The sequence below is a fragment of the Azoarcus sp. TTM-91 genome (assembly GCF_012911025.1).
Lineage (GTDB): Bacteria > Pseudomonadota > Gammaproteobacteria > Burkholderiales > Rhodocyclaceae > Azoarcus.
On record NZ_WUEI01000049.1, the window covers coordinates 1 to 17,308 of the forward strand.

17 protein-coding genes are annotated in these 17,308 nt (G+C 64.9%); 5 read left to right on the top strand and 12 right to left on the bottom strand.

The genetic code is table 11. From position 1 onward, the window contains the following. The coding region (locus GRF61_RS14060; RefSeq protein ID WP_169151265.1) for an RcnB family protein at positions 1 to 197 on the top strand (197 nt) is incomplete at its 5' end. A 116-nt stretch (positions 198 to 313) separates the two neighbouring features. Here the strand turns inward: GRF61_RS14060 and GRF61_RS14065 are convergent. The 4 genes from GRF61_RS14065 to GRF61_RS14080 form a co-directional block, all read right to left on the bottom strand. Beyond that, entirely contained in the window at positions 314 to 988 is a 675-nt protein-coding gene (locus GRF61_RS14065; protein WP_169151266.1) for a tetratricopeptide repeat protein, read from the bottom strand. Between the two features lie 139 nt (positions 989 to 1,127). After that, complete coding sequence (locus GRF61_RS14070; RefSeq protein WP_169151267.1) at positions 1,128 to 1,376, bottom strand: hypothetical protein; 249 nt, start codon at positions 1,374 to 1,376, stop codon at positions 1,128 to 1,130. 8 nt (positions 1,377 to 1,384) lie between these two features. Beyond that, complete coding sequence (locus tag GRF61_RS14075) at positions 1,385 to 1,744, bottom strand: hypothetical protein (RefSeq protein WP_169151268.1); 360 nt, start codon at positions 1,742 to 1,744, stop codon at positions 1,385 to 1,387. Beyond that, positions 1,741 to 4,113 (bottom strand): RHS repeat-associated core domain-containing protein, encoded by a 2,373-nt coding sequence (locus tag GRF61_RS14080; protein WP_211165966.1) that lies wholly within the window; start codon positions 4,111 to 4,113, stop codon positions 1,741 to 1,743. The genes GRF61_RS14075 and GRF61_RS14080 overlap by 4 nt, the downstream gene beginning before the upstream one ends. A gap of 103 nt (positions 4,114 to 4,216) precedes the next feature. Between GRF61_RS14080 and GRF61_RS14085 the strand changes: the two genes are divergently transcribed. Further along, the gene (locus tag GRF61_RS14085) at positions 4,217 to 4,366 is read left to right on the top strand and encodes a hypothetical protein (protein WP_169151269.1); all 150 of its coding nucleotides are present in this window, start codon (positions 4,217 to 4,219) and stop codon (positions 4,364 to 4,366) included. Then, entirely contained in the window at positions 4,366 to 4,959 is a 594-nt protein-coding gene (locus GRF61_RS14090; protein ID WP_169151270.1) for an RNA 2'-phosphotransferase, read from the top strand. Before GRF61_RS14085 ends, GRF61_RS14090 begins: the two co-directional genes overlap by 1 nt. A 313-nt stretch (positions 4,960 to 5,272) precedes the next feature. Here the strand turns inward: GRF61_RS14090 and GRF61_RS14095 are convergent, their stop codons facing one another. The 5 genes from GRF61_RS14095 to glmU all read right to left on the bottom strand — a co-directional run bounded on the left by GRF61_RS14095 (position 5,273) and on the right by glmU (position 11,439). Further along, complete coding sequence (locus GRF61_RS14095; RefSeq protein WP_169151271.1) at positions 5,273 to 5,569, bottom strand: hypothetical protein; 297 nt, start codon at positions 5,567 to 5,569, stop codon at positions 5,273 to 5,275. A 276-nt stretch (positions 5,570 to 5,845) separates the two neighbouring features. After that, entirely contained in the window at positions 5,846 to 6,208 is a 363-nt protein-coding gene (locus GRF61_RS14100; RefSeq protein ID WP_169151272.1) for a hypothetical protein, read from the bottom strand. Between the two features lie 92 nt (positions 6,209 to 6,300). Then, complete coding sequence (locus GRF61_RS14105; protein WP_348982403.1) at positions 6,301 to 8,130, bottom strand: RHS repeat-associated core domain-containing protein; 1,830 nt, start codon at positions 8,128 to 8,130, stop codon at positions 6,301 to 6,303. Positions 8,131 to 8,193: 63 nt separating this feature from the next. Continuing rightward, positions 8,194 to 10,020 (bottom strand): glutamine--fructose-6-phosphate transaminase (isomerizing), encoded by a 1,827-nt coding sequence (gene glmS / locus GRF61_RS14110; protein WP_169151274.1) that lies wholly within the window; start codon positions 10,018 to 10,020, stop codon positions 8,194 to 8,196. A 60-nt stretch (positions 10,021 to 10,080) separates the two neighbouring features. Beyond that, positions 10,081 to 11,439: a bifunctional UDP-N-acetylglucosamine diphosphorylase/glucosamine-1-phosphate N-acetyltransferase GlmU gene (gene glmU / locus GRF61_RS14115; protein ID WP_169151275.1), complete on the bottom strand. Its 1,359-nt coding sequence runs from the start codon at positions 11,437 to 11,439 to the stop codon at positions 10,081 to 10,083. A gap of 196 nt (positions 11,440 to 11,635) precedes the next feature. Between glmU and GRF61_RS14120 the strand changes: the two genes are divergently transcribed. Both GRF61_RS14120 and GRF61_RS14125 read left to right on the top strand, forming a co-directional pair. Further along, positions 11,636 to 13,039, top strand: a complete 1,404-nt coding sequence (locus GRF61_RS14120; RefSeq protein ID WP_133590689.1) for a bifunctional enoyl-CoA hydratase/phosphate acetyltransferase — start codon at positions 11,636 to 11,638, stop codon at positions 13,037 to 13,039. 4 nt (positions 13,040 to 13,043) lie between these two features. After that, positions 13,044 to 14,231, top strand: a complete 1,188-nt coding sequence (locus GRF61_RS14125) for an acetate/propionate family kinase (RefSeq protein WP_169151276.1) — start codon at positions 13,044 to 13,046, stop codon at positions 14,229 to 14,231. Positions 14,232 to 14,399: 168 nt separating this feature from the next. On the opposite strand, the gene GRF61_RS14130 is transcribed toward GRF61_RS14125, so the two are convergent. The 3 genes from GRF61_RS14130 to GRF61_RS14140 form a co-directional block, all read right to left on the bottom strand. Next, positions 14,400 to 15,227 carry a LuxR family transcriptional regulator gene (locus GRF61_RS14130; RefSeq protein WP_169151277.1) on the bottom strand — a complete coding sequence of 276 codons (828 nt, stop codon included), beginning with the start codon at positions 15,225 to 15,227 and terminating at the stop codon, positions 14,400 to 14,402. 82 nt (positions 15,228 to 15,309) lie between these two features. Further along, positions 15,310 to 15,492 (bottom strand): hypothetical protein, encoded by a 183-nt coding sequence (locus tag GRF61_RS14135; RefSeq protein WP_169151278.1) that lies wholly within the window; start codon positions 15,490 to 15,492, stop codon positions 15,310 to 15,312. Continuing rightward, positions 15,489 to 17,201 carry an FAD-dependent oxidoreductase gene (locus tag GRF61_RS14140; RefSeq protein ID WP_169151279.1) on the bottom strand — a complete coding sequence of 571 codons (1,713 nt, stop codon included), beginning with the start codon at positions 17,199 to 17,201 and terminating at the stop codon, positions 15,489 to 15,491. The genes GRF61_RS14135 and GRF61_RS14140 overlap by 4 nt, the downstream gene beginning before the upstream one ends. Positions 17,202 to 17,308: the final 107 nt, after the last annotated feature.

The window sequence follows — 17,308 nt, forward strand, 5'->3', positions numbered from 1 at the left end:
ACCCCGGCCCCGGCAACTTCCACAAGGGCGACCGCCTGCCCGCCGACTACCGTGGCCGCCAATACGTGGTGGACGACTGGCGCGCCCATCGCCTGACCCCGCCGCCGCGCGGTCACCGCTGGGTGCAGGTCGGCGCCGACTACGTGCTCGTCGCCATCGCCACCGGGGTGATCGTGTCGGTGCTGCTGAATCACTGAGCGCCACACCAGCCCTGGCCCAAAACGAAACGCCCGGACTACCGGGCGTCTTCAATTTGGCACTGGCGCAAACCACACCACGCTGCCGGTCCCAGCCTGGTCAGCTCTTTCTCACATCATGGCCGGGGCATCTTGCTTTGAAGCGCCGCGACGAAGTTCTGATCGAGCTCCGCATGCCGAGGCGTAGCCTCCGCCACTTTGAGCTTCTCCCACGCTGCGGCATAGTCACCGGCATAGAACAACGTAATCGCCCAGTTCTGCAGATTCAGCGTATGTTGCGGAGCCTTCTCGTAGACATGTCCGAAACGGGAAAAGGCCTCCTGCATGAATGCATCGCTTCTCGCCTGAACCCCGGCAATACCGAGCGTCCTGGCATAGTCGGCCTGTAGATCGACATCGTCGCCAACAAGCGGCTCGGCCTCGGCGAAGAGCTTCAAGGACTCATCGAACTTGCCAGAGCCCGCCTGAACGGCAGCCATTCCCCAAAGCGCACGCCCGTTCGAACCATCAACAAGCCACGCCTGGTTGAAGCGCTTCATTGCGTCCGCAGCATTCCCCTGCCGTAGAAACTGCCAGCCGCGGCTGGCAATGTCCTCCGCCGCCTTCTTTCTATCTCCCTTGTAATAGTCGTCGATACTCGCGAGGAACTTCGCATCCAGTGCCTTCTGTACGTCATTCTTGGGCAATAGGCCGTACTTTGGCCTGAGGTTCATGTCCTGCGCGAATGCCTCCGAACACAAGGGAGCAATCGCGAGAAGCAAAAGGACGAGGATAACGCGATACATTTTCATGAATATTCCTGACGGTTTGAACACACGGACTTGCGGGACTCCTCCAAGATGCCCGAAGCATGGCCAATGCCACCGAAATAGCTTAATTTCATTTTCCACCAACACCAAACACTCATCCCTCTATGCAATTCGGCCAGCTTCACAGACACAGCCGGTAACACCTGTGCGCGGACCATTGACCTGGGTCACGTTGCCCCACCCCATCGAAGGAGAAAGTGGTCGTGAGGTTGAGCTTGCCGGTGTCCGAATCGGCCACCACCGTCTGAGGCAGGTACTTGTTGGCCGCGTTATAGGCGGCGGTCACCACCGTAGCGCTGGCATCGATCTTGCTTTTCTGCGAGGTCTGCAGGTAGAAGGCGGGTAGAGACCAAAACCCGGCCTCCACCATTTTCGATCCTATTTCCAGACCGACTGGGCTGCAAACCAAACCCCATCAACATCTGGATCAGTTTTCGAACTCTTCCAGTCCTTAATAAGGGCATCGGCGATCTCCTCAGGATCCCCGCCGTACTTAGGAACTGGGCTCCAACCAAATGGAGATGCCTTATTCCCAATTACCGGAAAAGCACCACCCTTAATCATTTCAACAATAAAATCCCTAACGAATTCTTCCAAGAATAGACCATCTAGCCCGAACCCATCACGACCTGCCTTTATCATTTGCCACATTCCAACGGGATCTCTATGAGCCTCCTCAATTGACCGACGGAACCATTCAATATCCGAAATACCAAACGTTTTGTGATTTCTTTTCATGGCTTTTGATGAACCTTTGTCACATCCGGAACCCCGGGGATATTGATATCAACAGTCCGTCCACTGTTCCGACTATCCCGAACCCCAAACCCTCCTTGATTGTGGGGTAAGTCGTACCACTCGCCCGGATAATTACCTCTAGATCCTCGTGTTGCCCCAAGCCCCTTGAGACCATCGATAATTCCGTCCAGTTGTCCGGGCGTAACCGTACGAACATCCGGAGTCGCTCCCCCGTCGACATGGCCCACAGGATGACCATTTGGAGTCAATATATCAGCCGGACCGCTTAGTCCCTTTGCTCCCTCATTAAATATCAGCCCCCTCCCAAAGGCATTCAAGATCGTAACCGGGACCGATCCAGGCAAGGTCACATTCTCGAAGCCACTGGGCGCACGTGATGGCGGAATGTAGAACAACCCTTCCGTATCCCCCGCCCCCGCCATGCCAGGAATACCCGGTACCGGCGGCGGAAACGGGCGCGGAATCAAGATCCCAGCGCAACCTGCGCCGCAAGCCAGCAGGACCGGCTCCTGGCTCGACAACCCCAACGGGTCGACCCGATTAATCGGATTATTCCCCACATAGGCATACAGGTTCAGATCGTCCCGCGTGCCGATCGGGTCCGTCTGCAGGAAGCGCCCCAGCGCCGGCGAGTAGAACCGCGCCTTGTAGTAGTAGAGGTTCAGCCCGCCCAGGTACTGCTGCCCCGTGTAGCGGAAGCGCACGCCGGTGGTGACGTTCGGTTCGCCGAACGGGCCGTAGCTGTAGATCGCCGTGCTCGTGCCCGCGCTGTTCGCGGTGCCCACCACGCTGCCCAGCTGGTCCGCGTACAGCCACGTCTTGTTCGCCGTGCCCGTGCCTTCGTACCACACCAGCGGCTCATCCACCCCGGGGCCATGCACGTAGCGCCGCAGCAGGCCACCGCTGCTGTTGTACTCCGCAACCAGCTCCGTGCCGTCATAGCGCAGGTTCGTCGTCACCCCACCCAGCACCGTCGCATGCAGCCGGCCTTCCGCGTCGTAGGACAGCGTGGCGCTGTAGCCCGTCTTCGCCGCGGTCTTGAGCCGGTTGTCCACGTCGTAGGTGTAGGTCCACACCCCGTCGCCGCTCAGGTTGCCCTTGGTGTCGTAGCTCAACGTGCTGCCCGCGACCGCGGTGTATTGGTTCAGCCCGTTCGCGGTGTAGCTCTGGGTGCCGTTGGCCGCGCCGGCCCATTGGTAGAGGTCGTTGCTCCAGCTGTGGCTGGCGATCTCCCGCAGCGGGTTGCGGGTGTAGGTGTAGCTCTGGTCCTGTGCGGTGCCGGCGAGGTCGTGGCCCAGGCTCGCCAGCGTGCCTTGAGGGCTGTAGCCGTAGCTGGTGGTGGTGCCGTTGCCCAGCGTCACCGTGGTGCGGCGGGAGAGGTCGTCGTAGGCGTAGGTCGCGAGGGGGGTCGTGCCCAGTTCCTTGATCGCCGTCGGCCGGTTCAGGGCGTCGAAGGTGGTGGTGACGTAGAAGCTCGTTTCCGGCCAGGTCAGCTGGGTGCGGTTGCCCGCCGCGTCGTACTGGTAGGTGAGCGTCTTGGTGCCCAGCGTGGTGCTGAGCATCCTGCCCAGCGCATCCCAGGTGTGGCTGGCGACGCTGCTGTTGTTGGCGTACTTGGACTGGGTGCGCCGCCCCAGCAGGTCGTAGGTGAAGACGACGTTGTCCGCGGTGGCGGGGTAGCTGCGGCCCACCAACCGGTTGAGGTTGTCGTAGGCGAGCGTGACCGTCTGGCCGCTGCGCTTCCTGTGGCTGGTGAGGTTGCCTGCGGCGTCGAAGCCGTACGTTTCGTAGTCGGTTGTGGAGGACGTGTTGGGCGTGCTGGGGTGGGGGTAGCGCAGCGTCACCCGGCGGTCGTGGCCGTCGTATTCATAGGTCGTCCGGTTGCCCTTGGCGTCCGTCAGCGTCGTCGGCAGGCCGTTGTTGCTGTAGGTGTAGGCGGCGTAGGTCTGTGCCAGCGCGGTACCGACCGCGCGCTTGACCTGCATCACGCTGCCGTCGGCGTTGTACTCCGTCTCGCTCACCCGGTTGCCGCCTTCGGCCGCGGGCAGGTTCTCGGTCACCTGGATCAGCCGGTCGAGGTCGTCGTAGGCGTAGTCGGTCACCGCCACCGGGGCGGCGGCCGTCGGGCAGGTCGTGGCCGCCGCCGTCACCGCCGGGCCCCAGGCCTTGAGCAGCTTGCCGGTCGTCGTGTAGCTGCTGCAGCTCACCAGCCACTGCGTGCCGATCTGCGCCGCCGTGCGGATCAGACGGCCGTCCGCGTCGTAGCCGTAGCGGGTCTGCTTGCCCAGGGCATCCGTCGTTTGCGTGACGCGGCGTTCGGCGTCGATCCCTCGAGCTACCCTATGCAATTGCAGGGACCACAGCCGAGATCACTAATCTAAAAGGCCGCTGCTTGCCTTGACCAGCGGAACTGCGCCGCGTCCAAGCGGTTCTGGCTGGTGGTGGCCAGCCATGCAGTACGACACCTTCAGCAGCGACACCCTCAATCAGCTCAAGCAGGCCGTCAACGCGCTGCGCGAACTCACGACGCCGCCCGATCCGCTCAGGCAGCCTATCGGGTTCGTCACGCCCAAGAACAAGAGCAAGAGGGTGAAAGGTTGATGCCGGCCGACCCCGTTCAACTCAGCAAGTTCTTCAGCTTCGTTTTGCGCCACAGGCCCGATTCCATCGGCCTGGCACTAGACCCCCAAGGATGGGTCAGCATTGACGAACTGATCGAGAAGGGCAACACGGCTGGAATGTGGTTCAACCGTAAGGAACTGCTCCATGTCGTCGAGACCAGCAACAAAAAGCGGTTCTCGGTCTCGCACGACGGGCTGCGTATTCGCGCTGCGCAAGGACACTCGGTATCGTTGAAGCTTGGCTTGTCTCCGCAAGAGCCGCCACCGGAGCTCTACCACGGGACCGCAACACGGTTCGTCGGGTCGATCTTGTCGGAAGGGCTGAAACCACAGGGTCGCCAGCACGTACATCTGTCCCTCGACAAGGCTACAGCGCACCGCGTTGGCCAGCGTCACGGCAAGCCCGTCATCTTCAGGGTTGAAGCCCTTCGCATGCACGCGAAGGGCTTCAAGTTCTTTCTCGCTGACAACGGCGTGTGGCTAACCGATCAAGTGCCGCCGGAGTTCTTGACACTATCGTCGAGCACCGCGGACTCCGCAACGACCTCTAGGCAGCCAAAGCTATCGACATAGATCATGAAGTGGCGCATGACCCATTGATCGCGCCAATCCGGCACTGATGCAGAACGCAATTCCTGCACCCAATCGGATCCTTGCACCTCGCATACTGTGTCAAACGTGTCGGTGACATGCCATGCTGTGCAGTAGATTTCCGAGCGCTTTCGGAACGCGCGTTGCTTCACGAACCGAAGGCAGGTCGATCGCCTTCTACCCTCGTCGTCGAAGTCCATCGACAACAGCAAGTCCCCGCCGTCAGTGCCCAGTGTTGGACCACCGATAACCGCTGTCGAAGGGCACGGCAACTCCAGAACCTTGGCCTTTTGCATCATGGTGCACCTGCGCGGCGAACGGTTTCGAAGGGGCCACCAGGGTTGCGGCCGAGCTGACCATTGAGCAAGTTCTCGAAGAACTGATTACCCATCTGATTGACCCCGCTCCACTGCGTTCGAGGAATGCCCGCAGCTTCGAGCGCCTGGGCTGAGCGAGTGTTCAAGATGATCGACTGACCATCCCGAACGATGTAATTAACTGGAACTTCTCCGAGCCCCATCGCACCGGACCGAAGAGATGCAGCGACGTCATCAACGCTCTTGCCGGCAAACTTTCCTTCGGCGCTAAACATCGCACCGTAGGTCTTCTGCGCGAACTTGGCGTCAGCCGCTATTCCCTGTGCCGCTCAAGCGGATCGTGCTCAACATACTGAAGGTCGAAACGGCGACCACCTCCTTCGGCAAGATCAGCCTCGCCAAGAAGCGCAAACTAGCCACCTGGGTGACGGCTACAGAATGGTGATGCCCGGGATCAGGCCGGTTCATGATGAATAAATGCGATGGCCCTGGGTAGGGCCCTGCCCGCACACCGCAGACGAACGAAGGACCTCGATCTGCGGTCCTTCGCCTTAGGAGCTACCCCGCCCGGGGCACTGGGGAGAGGTCTTTCCTGCGGAAATTATCGAGAGCAAAGTTTCCGCCTCACCTTGCGATAGACCACTGTAGTCCATCTCAAACGCGGGCAACGGCTCAAACACCATAGCCAAACGACTCACCGGCTTCCCGTGAATGAAAAGTAACAAGGCTACATAGTCATCCATCTCGGCCGCTTGGCGATTCAAGTCAGCCAAGTGATTTAGTTTTTCTCTCCCACCCGGCCCTAGCTTCACGCGCAGAACTGTTTCTGATCCCCTGCCCACAATTTCGGCACCAAGGCATTCGTCGCTGCGGAGATAATCATCATCAGACACGAAGATGGCGATTGGGTCCATCGACGGAAACGCTAAGTGACGTGCTCCCGAACGAGGGCTGTGATAGGCCAACCGGAAGACGAATCCTTGTTCCTCCTCTGGTATTCCGCCCATTACCGACCTCCCTCTGATGGGGGCAGCGGATAACGTTGATAGAAGTTCCTAAGGAAGTCCTGCACTTGCTGTTGGTTTATCGGCTGCGGCTGTCTGAAAGGCATCTCTTGTCTCATTTGCTGGGTAATCACTTCATGATGGGCCGCATCAAGCGGCACCGTGGGACCGTTCCTTGGCCCGCCCAGGTACTGAGGCGTGACATGGTGATTTTCCATCCGCTGCGGCTCCTTTGGATAGCGCTGACGGGCTTGCAGAACACTTTCCAAATATCGGACCTCGGCTTCGGAGCGTCCGGAGCCCGGCGGCCCAATTGTCGCGGGTGCTTGGAAATTTGGGTTGAGGACTTGAATCTGACGCAGTGCATCGTTGTAGCGCAGATTGACGCCGGCTTGGTTGATCTCCGCCGCTGCCGACCCGCCAGTCGTAACACGTGACCGCCCCCCACCTGCTGCCACCAAGACGCCTTGGCTCCAGTCGGTCGCAAAGGGATTAGCGAAGTCTTGAGCATCATCGCTGGAGAGGCCAGTGGGATCGGCCCGATTGACCGGATTATTCCCCACATAGGCATACAGGTTCAGATCGTCCCGCGTGCCGATCGGGTCCGTCTGCAGGAAGCGCCCCAACGCCGGCGAGTAGAACCTCGCCTTGTAGTAGTAGAGATTCAGCCCGCCCAGGTACTGCTGCCCGGTGTAGCGGAAGCGCACGCCGGTGGTGACGTTCGGTTCGCCGAACGGGCCGTAGCTGTAGATCGCCGTGCTCGTGCCCGCGCTGTTCGCGGTGCCCACCACGCTGCCGAGCTGGTCCGCGTACAGCCACGTCTTGTTCGTCGTGCCCGTGCCTTCGTACCACACCAGCGGCTCATCCACCCCGGGGCCATGCACGTAGCGCCGCAGCAGGCCACCGCTGCTGTTGTACTCCGCAACCAGCTCCGTGCCGTCATAGCGCAGGTTCGTCGTCACCCCACCCAGCACCGTCGCATGCAGCCGGCCTTCCGCGTCGTAGGACAGCGTGGCGCTGTAGCCCGTCTTCGCCGCGGTCTTGAGCCGGTTGTCCACGTCGTAGGTGTAGGTCCACACCCCGTCGCCGCTCAGGTTGCCCTTGGTGTCGTAGCTCAACGTGCTGCCCGCGGCCGCGGTGTATTGGTTCAGCCCGTTCGCGGTGTAGCTCTGGGTGCCGTTGGCGGCGCCGGCCCATTGGTAGAGGTCGTTGCTCCAGCTGTGGCTGGCGATCTCCCGCAGCGGGTTGCGGGTGTAGGTGTAGCTCTGGTCCTGTGCGGTGCCGGCGAGGTCGTGGCCCAGGCTCGCCAGCGTGCCTTCAGGGCTGTAGCCGTAGCTGGTGGTGGTGCCGTTGCCCAGCGTCACCGTGGTGCGGCGGGAGAGGTCGTCGTAGGCGTAGGTCGCGAGGGGGGTCGTGCCCAGTTCCTTGATCGCCGTCGGCCGGTTCAGGGCGTCGAAGGTGGTGGTGACGTAGAAGCTCGTTTCCGGCCAGGTCAGCTGGGTGCGGTTGCCCGCCGCGTCGTACTGGTAGGTGAGCGTCTTGGTGCCCAGCGTGGTGCTGAGCATCCTGCCCAGCGCATCCCAGGTGTGGCTGGCGACGCTGCTGTTGTTGGCGTACTTGGACTGGGTGCGCCGCCCCAGCAGGTCGTAGGTGAAGACAGCCCCTGATCGCCAACCGGTGGAACGATGGATTACGGAGCCGTTGCTGCCATTGAGTAAGTTCGGCGGGTCCGTGGCCGCAGGGGGAAAATTCCGAACTGAGTGACGCTCGGCACAGTTGTCGTCGACTGCAGGCAGGTAAGGCCGCAGGATCTGGCGAGCCCCACCTGACAGTCTTTATTTTTTACTGACAGTTTTTATTTTTACGTCCACAAGACCTGGAATAAGAGCAGCGCCTTACTCCACTGTCACACTTTTTGCCAGGTTCCGCGGCTTATCCACGTCCGTGCCCTTTACCAGCGCGGCGTGGTACGACAGCAGTTGCAGCGGGATCACGTGCAGCACCGGCGACAGCATGCCGTAGTGCTCGGGCATGTGCAGGATGTGCAGGCCTTCGGATTCGGCGATTTCGCTGCCGGCGTCGGCGAAGACATAGAGCTCGCCGCCGCGGGCGCGGACTTCCTGCAGGTTGGACTTGAGCTTTTCCAGCAGCTCGTCCGCCGGGGCGATGGCGATCACCGGCATGTCCTTGTCCACCAGCGCCAGCGGGCCGTGCTTGAGTTCGCCGGCTGCATAGGCTTCGGCATGGATGTAGGAGATTTCCTTGAGCTTGAGCGCGCCCTCCATGGCGATGGGCCAGTGGCGGCCGCGGCCGAGGAAGAGTGCGTGGTGCTTGGCGGCGAAGCGCTGTGCCCACTTCTCGATTTCGGGCTCCAGTTCCAGCACCTTTTGCACCGCCACCGGCAGGTGACGCAGCGCGCCGAGGTGGCGAGCTTCTTCCGCTTCGCTCAGGCGGCCGTTGAGCTTGGCCAGGGTGAGAGTGAGCAGCGCCAGCGCGGCGAGCTGGGTGGTGAAGGCCTTGGTGGAGGCGACGCCGATCTCCGGGCCGGCGCGGGTGATGAAGCGCAGCGCGGTTTCGCGCACGATGGCCGACTCCGGCACGTTGCAGATCGCCAGCGTGCGGGCCATGCCCAGGCCGTGGGCGTGCTTGAGCGCGGCCAGGGTGTCGGCGGTCTCGCCGGACTGGGAGATGACCACGACCAGGGTGTCGGGGTCGGGCACCGATTCGCGGTAGCGGTACTCGCTGGCGATTTCCACCGAGCAGGGCACCTTGGCCACCGACTCCAGCCAGTAACGGGCGACCAGGCCGGCGTGGTAGCTGGTGCCGCAAGCCAGCACCAGCACCCGGCGGACGCCATCGAGCACTTCGGGCGCCCGCGAGCCGAACAGTTGTGGAGAAACCGAGCCGCCGCCGGCAATGATCTCCAGCGTGTTGCCCAGCGCCTGGGGCTGCTCGAAGATTTCCTTCTGCATGTAGTGACGGAACTGGCCCAGCTCCACCGCATCCGCCGACAGGCTGGAGATGTGCATCTCCCGTTCCGCCGGCGTGCCGTCGGGCCGCACGATGCGGTAGGCGTTCAGCCGCAGTTCGGCCACGTCGCCATCTTCCAGGTAGATCACCTTGCGGGTGACCTGCAGCAGTGCGGCGGTATCGGAGGCGGCGTACATGCCGTCCTCGCCCACGCCCAGCAGCAGCGGCGAGCCGCGGCGGGCGACGATGGCGCGGAAGGGGTCGGCCTCGGCGATGACGCCGATGGCGTAGGCACCGACCAGTTCGTTGAGCGCGAGGCGCACCGCTTCGAACAGGTCCGGCGTGGTGGCGAGCTTGCTGTGTACCAGGTGGGCGATGGCCTCGGTGTCGGTATCCGACTCGAACACATAGCCGCGCGCCTGCAGGCTGGACTTGATGGCCTCGAAGTTCTCGATGATGCCGTTATGCACCACCGCCAGGCCGCCGGAGATGTGCGGGTGGGCATTGCGCTCGCAGGGCACGCCGTGAGTGGCCCAGCGAGTGTGGGCGATGCCGATGTTGGCGCTGAGCTGGCGCGCATCGGCCAGCGCGGCCAGTTCGGCGACCCGGCCGGTGGAGCGCAGGCGGGCGAGGCCGTTCGCCAGCACCGCGACGCCGGCGGAGTCGTAGCCCCGGTATTCCAGCTTGCGCAGCCCTTCGAGCAGCACGGGAACCACATTGTTGGTTGCGATGGCGGTGACGATGCCACACATAGCGGGATTTCCTTGTCAGGCTGGGCCGGGAACGGGGAGGGAGAAAGGGGAGAAACGGATTCAGCGCTTCTTTTGCGGCCGCTTCCAGCCTGCGATGCTGAGCTGCTTGGCGCGCGATACGGTGAGCTGCTCCGGCGGTGCGTCCTTGGTCAGCGTGGTGCCGGCGCCCAGCGTGGCGCCGCGGCCAACGCGGACCGGGGCGACGAGCTGGGTGTCGGAGCCGATGAAGGCGTCGTCCTCGATCACGGTGCGGAACTTGTTGGCGCCATCGTAATTGCAGGTGATGGTGCCGGCGCCGATGTTCACCCGCCGGCCGACATCCGCGTCGCCCACGTAGGCGAGGTGGTTGGCCTTGGATTGATCCTCGATGCGGCTGTTCTTGATCTCGACGAAGTTGCCCACATGCACTTCCTTGCCCAGCACCGTGCCCGGCCTGGTGCGGGCGTAGGGGCCGACGACGCAGCCTTCGCCCATGGTGCTGTCCTCGACATGGGAGAACGGGGCGATGCGGCTGCCAGCGCCGACCACCGCGTTGCGCAGCACGCAGTTGGCGCCGATGCGCACGCCGTCCGCCAGCTCAACGCGGCCTTCGAACACGCAGTTGACGTCGATTTCCACGTCGCGGCCGCAGACGAGTTCGCCACGCACGTCGATGCGGGCCGGGTCGATCAGCGTCACGCCGTCTTCCAGCAGGCGGCGGGCGATGTTGTTCTGGTGCAGGCGCTCCAGCTCGGCCAGCTGCAGCTTGCTGTTCACACCCAGGGTTTCCCAGGCGGCGCCCGGCTGAACGGTGACGACTTCGACATCGTCCACCACCGCCAGGCCGATGATGTCGGTGAGGTAGTACTCGCCCTGGGCATTGTCGTTGCCGATGCGGCCCAGCCAGTCGCGCAGGCGGGCGACCGGCGCGACCAGGATGCCGGTATTGACCTCACGCACCCTGCGCTCGGCGTCGGAGGCATCCTTCTCCTCGACGATGCGGGTCACCCGGCCGCTGCCGTCACGCAGGATGCGGCCGTAGCCGGTGGGGTTATCCAGCTCCACCGTGAGCAGCGCCAGCCGGCTGCCGCCGGCAGCCTCGGCCAGGCGGCGCAGCGTGGCCTCGGCGATGAGCGGCACATCGCCATAGAGCACCAGGGCGGACTCGGCGTCGGAGAGATGGGGCAGCGCCTGCTGCACCGCGTGGCCGGTGCCCAGTTGCGGCTCCTGCCGGGCCCACGCCAGGTCGGGCGCATCCAGCCGCTCCCGCACCACCTCGCCGCCATGCCCATAGACCACGCAGATGCGCTGAACGGAAAGCGCGCGGGCGGCGTCGACCACGTGAGCCAGCATCGGCTTGCCTGCGATCGGCTGCAGCACCTTGGGCAACACCGAACGCATGCGCTTGCCTTGGCCGGCAGCGAGAATCACGACTTCCATGGGGTCCCCGGGGGCAATCGGAAAGGCGGCGATTTTAGCATGCACCCCTCCGCCCCCCGCGTGACGGACGCCATGGCAAGTGGGTCAATGTCAACGATATGTTGCGGCGCAGCGTCGCTTGACGCTCGTCTAATAAAAAGACCCTGTTGCCGTCTAGAATAGCCCTTACTGCAACGCAAACAGCGAGAACGTGGACATGGAAAATGCCGTGCAGCAATTTATTCAGAATCGCACCTTCGACGAGATCGCCGTTGGCGAATTTGCCCAGCTGATACGCACGCTCAAGCCGGACGACATCCACCTGTTCGCGGTGATGTCCGGCGACGTGAATCCCACCCACGTCGATCCCGAATACGCTCACTCCAGCCAGTTCCGCGAGGTGGTGGGCCACAGCATGTGGGGCAGCACGCTGATCTCTACCGTGCTGGGCACCGAGTTTCCTGGCCCCGGCACCGTCTATGTGTCGCAGGCGCTGAACTTCTGGCGCCCCATCACCATCGGCGACACCCTCACCATCACGGTGACCTGCAAGCAGAAGTTCGAGCACAACCACCACATCGTGTTCGACTGCCTGGCGGTGAACCAGGACGGCCTCAAGGTCATCGACGGCACCTCCGAGGTGCTGGCACCCAGCGAGAAGATCAAGCGCCCGCGGGTGAATCTGCCGGCGATCAAGATCTCCGACCGCGAGCTGCGCTACCGCCACCTGCTTTCCATCACCGCCGGCATGTCGCCGATTCCGATCGCCGTCGCCCACCCCTGCGACGCCGAATCCCTGCGCGGGCCGGTGCAGGCGGCGCAGGCCGGGCTGGTCGATCCCATCCTGGTCGGCCCGGAGGCCAAGATCCGTGCGGTGGCGGAGGAACAGGGGCTAGACCTGCGCCCCTTCCGCATCATCGACGTGCCCCACAGCCATGCCGCCGCCGAAGCCGCGGTCGGCCTTTGCCGCGACGGCGGCGCCGAGGCGCTGATGAAGGGCTCGCTGCACACCGACGAGCTGATGGGCGCGGTGGTGTCCCGCACCGGCGGCCTGCGCACCGCGCGCCGCATCAGCCACGTTTTCCTCGCCGACGTGCCCACCTACCCGCATCCGCTGATGATCACCGACGCGGCGATCAACATCGAGCCGACGCTGGAAGACAAGGTGGACATCATCCAGAACGCCATCGAGCTTGGCCTGATGCTGGGCCTGATCGAGCCCAAGGTCGCCATCCTGTCGGCGGTGGAAACCGTCACCTCCAAGATCCGCTCCACCTTGGACGCCGCCGCGCTGTGCAAAATGGCCGACCGCGGCCAGATCAAGGGCGGCCTGCTGGACGGTCCGCTGGCCTTCGACAACGCCGTCTCCCTGGTCGCCGCCAAGACCAAGGGCATCCGCTCGGCGGTGGCCGGCAACGCCGACATCCTGGTGGTGCCCGACCTGGAGTCCGGCAACATGGTCGCCAAGCAGCTGGAATACCTGGCGGACGCGCTGATGGCCGGCGTCGTGCTCGGCGCCCGCGTGCCCATCGTGCTCACCAGCCGCGCCGACACCGCCGAAACCCGTGCCGCCTCCTGCGCCGTGGCGCAGTTGATGGCGCACAAGAAGCGCGCGGGGTGAGCCGATGAAGGCCATCCTGGTACTCAACGCCGGGTCGAGCAGCCTCAAGTTCGCCCTCTTCTCCCTGCAGCCCGGCCTCGCCGATGAAGCCGCCCTCTCCGGCCAGGTCGAGGGCATAGGCGCCGAGCCGGTGCTGGCCGCGCGCGACGGCGAAGGCAACCGCTACCGCGAGCCGCTCACCGTCACCAGCACCAGCCGCACCGAGCAGCACCGCGAGGCGCTCACCCATCTGTTCCGCTGGCTGAGCGCGCATAACCCGGCGCTGGAGATCGTCGCCGCCGGCCACCGCATCGTCCATGGCGGCGAGAACTACAGCGAGCCGCTGCTGCTCACCGGCCCGGCGCTGCGCCAGTTGCAGAAGCTGGTGCCGCTGGCGCCGCTGCACCAACCACACAATCTGCGCGCGGTGCAGGCGGTGGCGGCGCTGATGCCGGAGATTCCGCAGGTCGGCTGCTTCGACACCGCCTTCCACCGCACCCAGGAGCCTGTCGCCCAGGCCTTTGCGCTACCGCGCGCCATCTCCGCCGAAGGGGTGAAGCGCTACGGCTTCCACGGCCTGTCCTACGACTATGTGGCGCGCCAGCTGCCGGACGTGCTGGGCGAGCGGGCGCAGGGCGGCGTGGTCATCGCCCACCTGGGCAACGGCGCCTCGATGTGCGCGCTGCGCGAGGGCAGGAGCGTGGCGTCCACCATGGGCTTCACCGCGGTCGAGGGCCTGATGATGGGCACCCGCACCGGCAGCCTGGACCCCGGCGTGCTGCTCTACCTGATGGAGCAGAAAGGCATGGATCTGCAGGCGCTGACCAACCTGTTGTACAAGGAGTCCGGCCTGCTCGGCGTCTCCGGCATCAGCCAGGACATGCGCACCCTGATCGCCTCCGACAAGCCGGAAGCGGCGGAAGCGGTGGACCTGTTCTGCTACCGCATCGCCCGCGAACTCGGCTCGCTGGCGGCGGCGGCTGGCGGCGTGGACGCGCTGGTGTTCACCGGCGGCATCGGCGAGCACGCGGTGGAGGTGCGGGAACGGGTCGCGGCCCGCTGCGGCTGGCTGGGCCTGAAGCTGGATGCCGCCGCCAACGCCGCCGGCGCGCTGCGCATCGACGCACCGGACAGCAAGGTGGCGGTGGCGGTGGTGCCGACCAACGAGGAAGCGATGATCGCCCGCTACACGGTGGAGGTGCTGGGGCTCTGAGCCCGCGCCTTCCTGGCGTGTTGTAAACAAAAGCCCGGCAATGCCGGGCTTTTTCTTTGGCCCTGGTGTTTTCGATGAAGCCCCGATGTGCTTTCTCGTCATCAGACCGGCATTCGCCCCAGCGATGCGCCTAGCTATCCCGGCCGGAAGCTGGAACGCCGCGGCCATCTAATCCACCCCGCGCCCCGCCGCGCTACCGACCGGCGCCATCAGCAAAGCCCACAGTTCCCGCTGGCCGCCGATGCCGAGCTTGCGGTAGAGACGCTTGAGATAGGTCCGTGCGCTGGCGGGCCGGATGCCGAGCGCCGCGCCGACTTCCGCTACGTCGCCACCTCGCAGCAGAGCACGCAGCAAGTCCAGGTCGCGGGCAGCAAGTTCGGGGAAGCGCTGCTGCAAGCGCGCCAGCAGCAGTGCCGGCATCGCCTCGTCGCTGCGCTGGCGGGCTTCGTGCAGCCGGGCGAGCTGGACCACCAGCGGCGCCCAGGCTTCGATGGCGCCCAGCTCGTTCGCCCCCAGCTTGCCGTGCTCCCGGCCGCGGTAGAAATTCACCGACAGCCAGCGCCCACCCTCCAGCCGCGACAGCAGCGCGGCCCTATCGGCGATGCGCGGCCGCTCGTAGCAGATGCGGCGGTATTCCGGCTCGAAGATGTCTTCGCCCGCCTGGCGCTGCAGCAGCAAGCCGCCGGCACGCGCCTCGCGGCTGGCCATCGCCAGACGGCTGCCGTCCAATGCATGGAAGCGGGCGGCATAATCCCGCGAGATCAGCGGCAGTTCGCGGGTACGCGCACGGTCGGCGTAGGACAGGACGGCGGGAGAAGCGGCGCCGTCGTGGACGAAAACGGTGCATTGGGCGAGCGGCAGCTGGGCCGCCAGCAGCTCCAGCAGATCAGCGGCCAGGCCACGGCCGCCGCCCTCCAGGCCTGCCAGCAGCCCGGCCACCCGGGCCGCATCCAGCAGACGGTCGTTCGCCCGCGGTCTGACTGTCCAGAACTCCATGCCATCTCCTCCGCGAGCGCCTTCCCGGTGGCGGCGCTTCCTGTGTTTTGCGGGGGAGTATAGCGATGGCAGGAAGGCTGCCTCAAAGATCCCGGCGGGCAGAGTCCAGCAAACCAGCGAAGCGTTCGGCGTCCCCGATCTCATTCGCCGCCAGCAGGGCAAGCTTGGTCAAGAAGCGCGGGACTTCGCCTTCGGGTACTGCATCGATGGCTTCGGCGAGGAGGTCGTAGATGCGCTCCAGATCGGGTATGGACAAGGCCTTCATGACGTGAAGCTCCGGTTGGAATGGCCGAGCGCCGCATTCAGGGCGGCCTCCAGTCGATCAGCCGACAGCGTCAGCCAGCGGGCGCAGACATGCTGGTCCGGCCGCAACAGGTAGGCGGCACCGTCCACCGTCACGCCGAAGTGCTGCCGCAGGCGGCCTTCGCTGTCGGGCAGGATTTGGTCGGCCTCCACTGCACCGTTAACACCGCTTCGCTCGACCAACAACAATCGCAAGGGCACGCCACGCTGACGAAAGCTTGCCATGCAGGCCAACACTTCCGGCGTAGGTCCGGCGCCGAAGTAAAGCAGCTGGAAAGCCGGCCCCAGGTGGTCCAGCAGGAAAGCATCTCCGCCCAGCCGCAGGTCGGTGCAGGGCGCACCATGGCCGGGGCCGGCTTCGAACAGTGCATCGTCGTCGCCAACGCAGTTGAGAGCGGAAGCGGCGTAGTCGTGGGCGCGGGAGGTGCGCCAGTGCAGCAGCGGGCGGACGAACTCCTCGCTCAACGCCAGGGACAATACCGCGTCCCGCAGCAGGCGGTAGCCGGGGCTGGGCGGCGTCATGAAGCGGGTGCTCTTGCCCGCCTCGTCGATGATCTCGCGTGCGGCGGCGACCCGCTCCTGGGAGTAGCTGGGCAGCAGGCCGGGGCCGGCGCAGCCGCGCAGTTCCAGCGCCAGTTTCCAAGCCAGATCGTGCGCATCCTGGAAGCCGGTGTTCGCCCCGCGCACGCCGAAGATGGGCAGCAGGTGGGCGGCGTCGCCGACGAAGGCCACCCGCCCATGCAGGTAGTCCGGCAAGGTCATCGCCCGCGCGGAATAGACCGAGCACCAGTCCAGTTCCCACTGCTGGCCGGCGGCGCCGACCAGGGCCAGCGCGGCGTCGATGCGGGACCTCAGCGCCGCCGGTGCCAGCGCCTCCTCGGCCGTCTCCCCTGGCGGCAGCTGGTAGTCCACCCGCCAGATGCCATCCGGCTCCCGGTGCATCAGCACCGTGTTGCCGGGATTCCAGGGCGGGTCGAAAAAGGCCAGGCGCTCGGTCGGCAAGTCCAGCTCCGCCCGGATGTCGGCGATGACGAAGCGCCCTTCGTAGGCCGTCCCCTCCATCTTCAGTCCCAGCAACTGGCGCAACGTGGAGCGCGCGCCGTCGGCCGCCGCCACCCACTGCGCGCGCAAGGCATAGTCGCCGGCGGGCGTCTCCACCGTCAGCCGCACCCCGTCCTCGTCCTGGGCGATGGCGCTGACGCGGTTGCCCCAGCGCAGCTCGGCGTGGGGAGACTGCCCCAGCGCCTCGGCCAGATAGCGCTCCAGATAGGGCTGCTGCAGATTGGTCATCGGCAGGAAGCGCTGGTCGGCATCATGCGGCACGGCCATGCGGAACACCCGGCGGCCGCGGTAATAGGAATTACCGTAGCGCCACGGCAACCCCTTGGCCGCCACCCGCCCGGCCACGCCCAGCTGGTGCAGTATCTCCATGCTGCGGCGGGTGAAGACGATGGCGCGACTGCCTTCGGAAACCTGCCGCTCCGCCTCCAGCAGCACGCAGCGCACGCCGTGGCGAGCCAGGTCCAGCGCCAGCGCCAGGCCGATGGGCCCGCCGCCGACGATGGCGACCTGCACTTCTTCCTCCACCTCATGCGCGGATGGCAGCCAGGCAGGATGAACGCGATAGTCGAAGTAGAGCGAGGCCCGGGGTTGGGCTTCCGGCTGGTGCATGCGCCTTTCCTCCTTGAACGCCGCCAGGCGGCGAGGAAGGACATGCTAGAACGCCGGCGGAGGCGGACTGTCCCCAATTGGGGACAAGCGAGCCCCCTGGTGGAAGC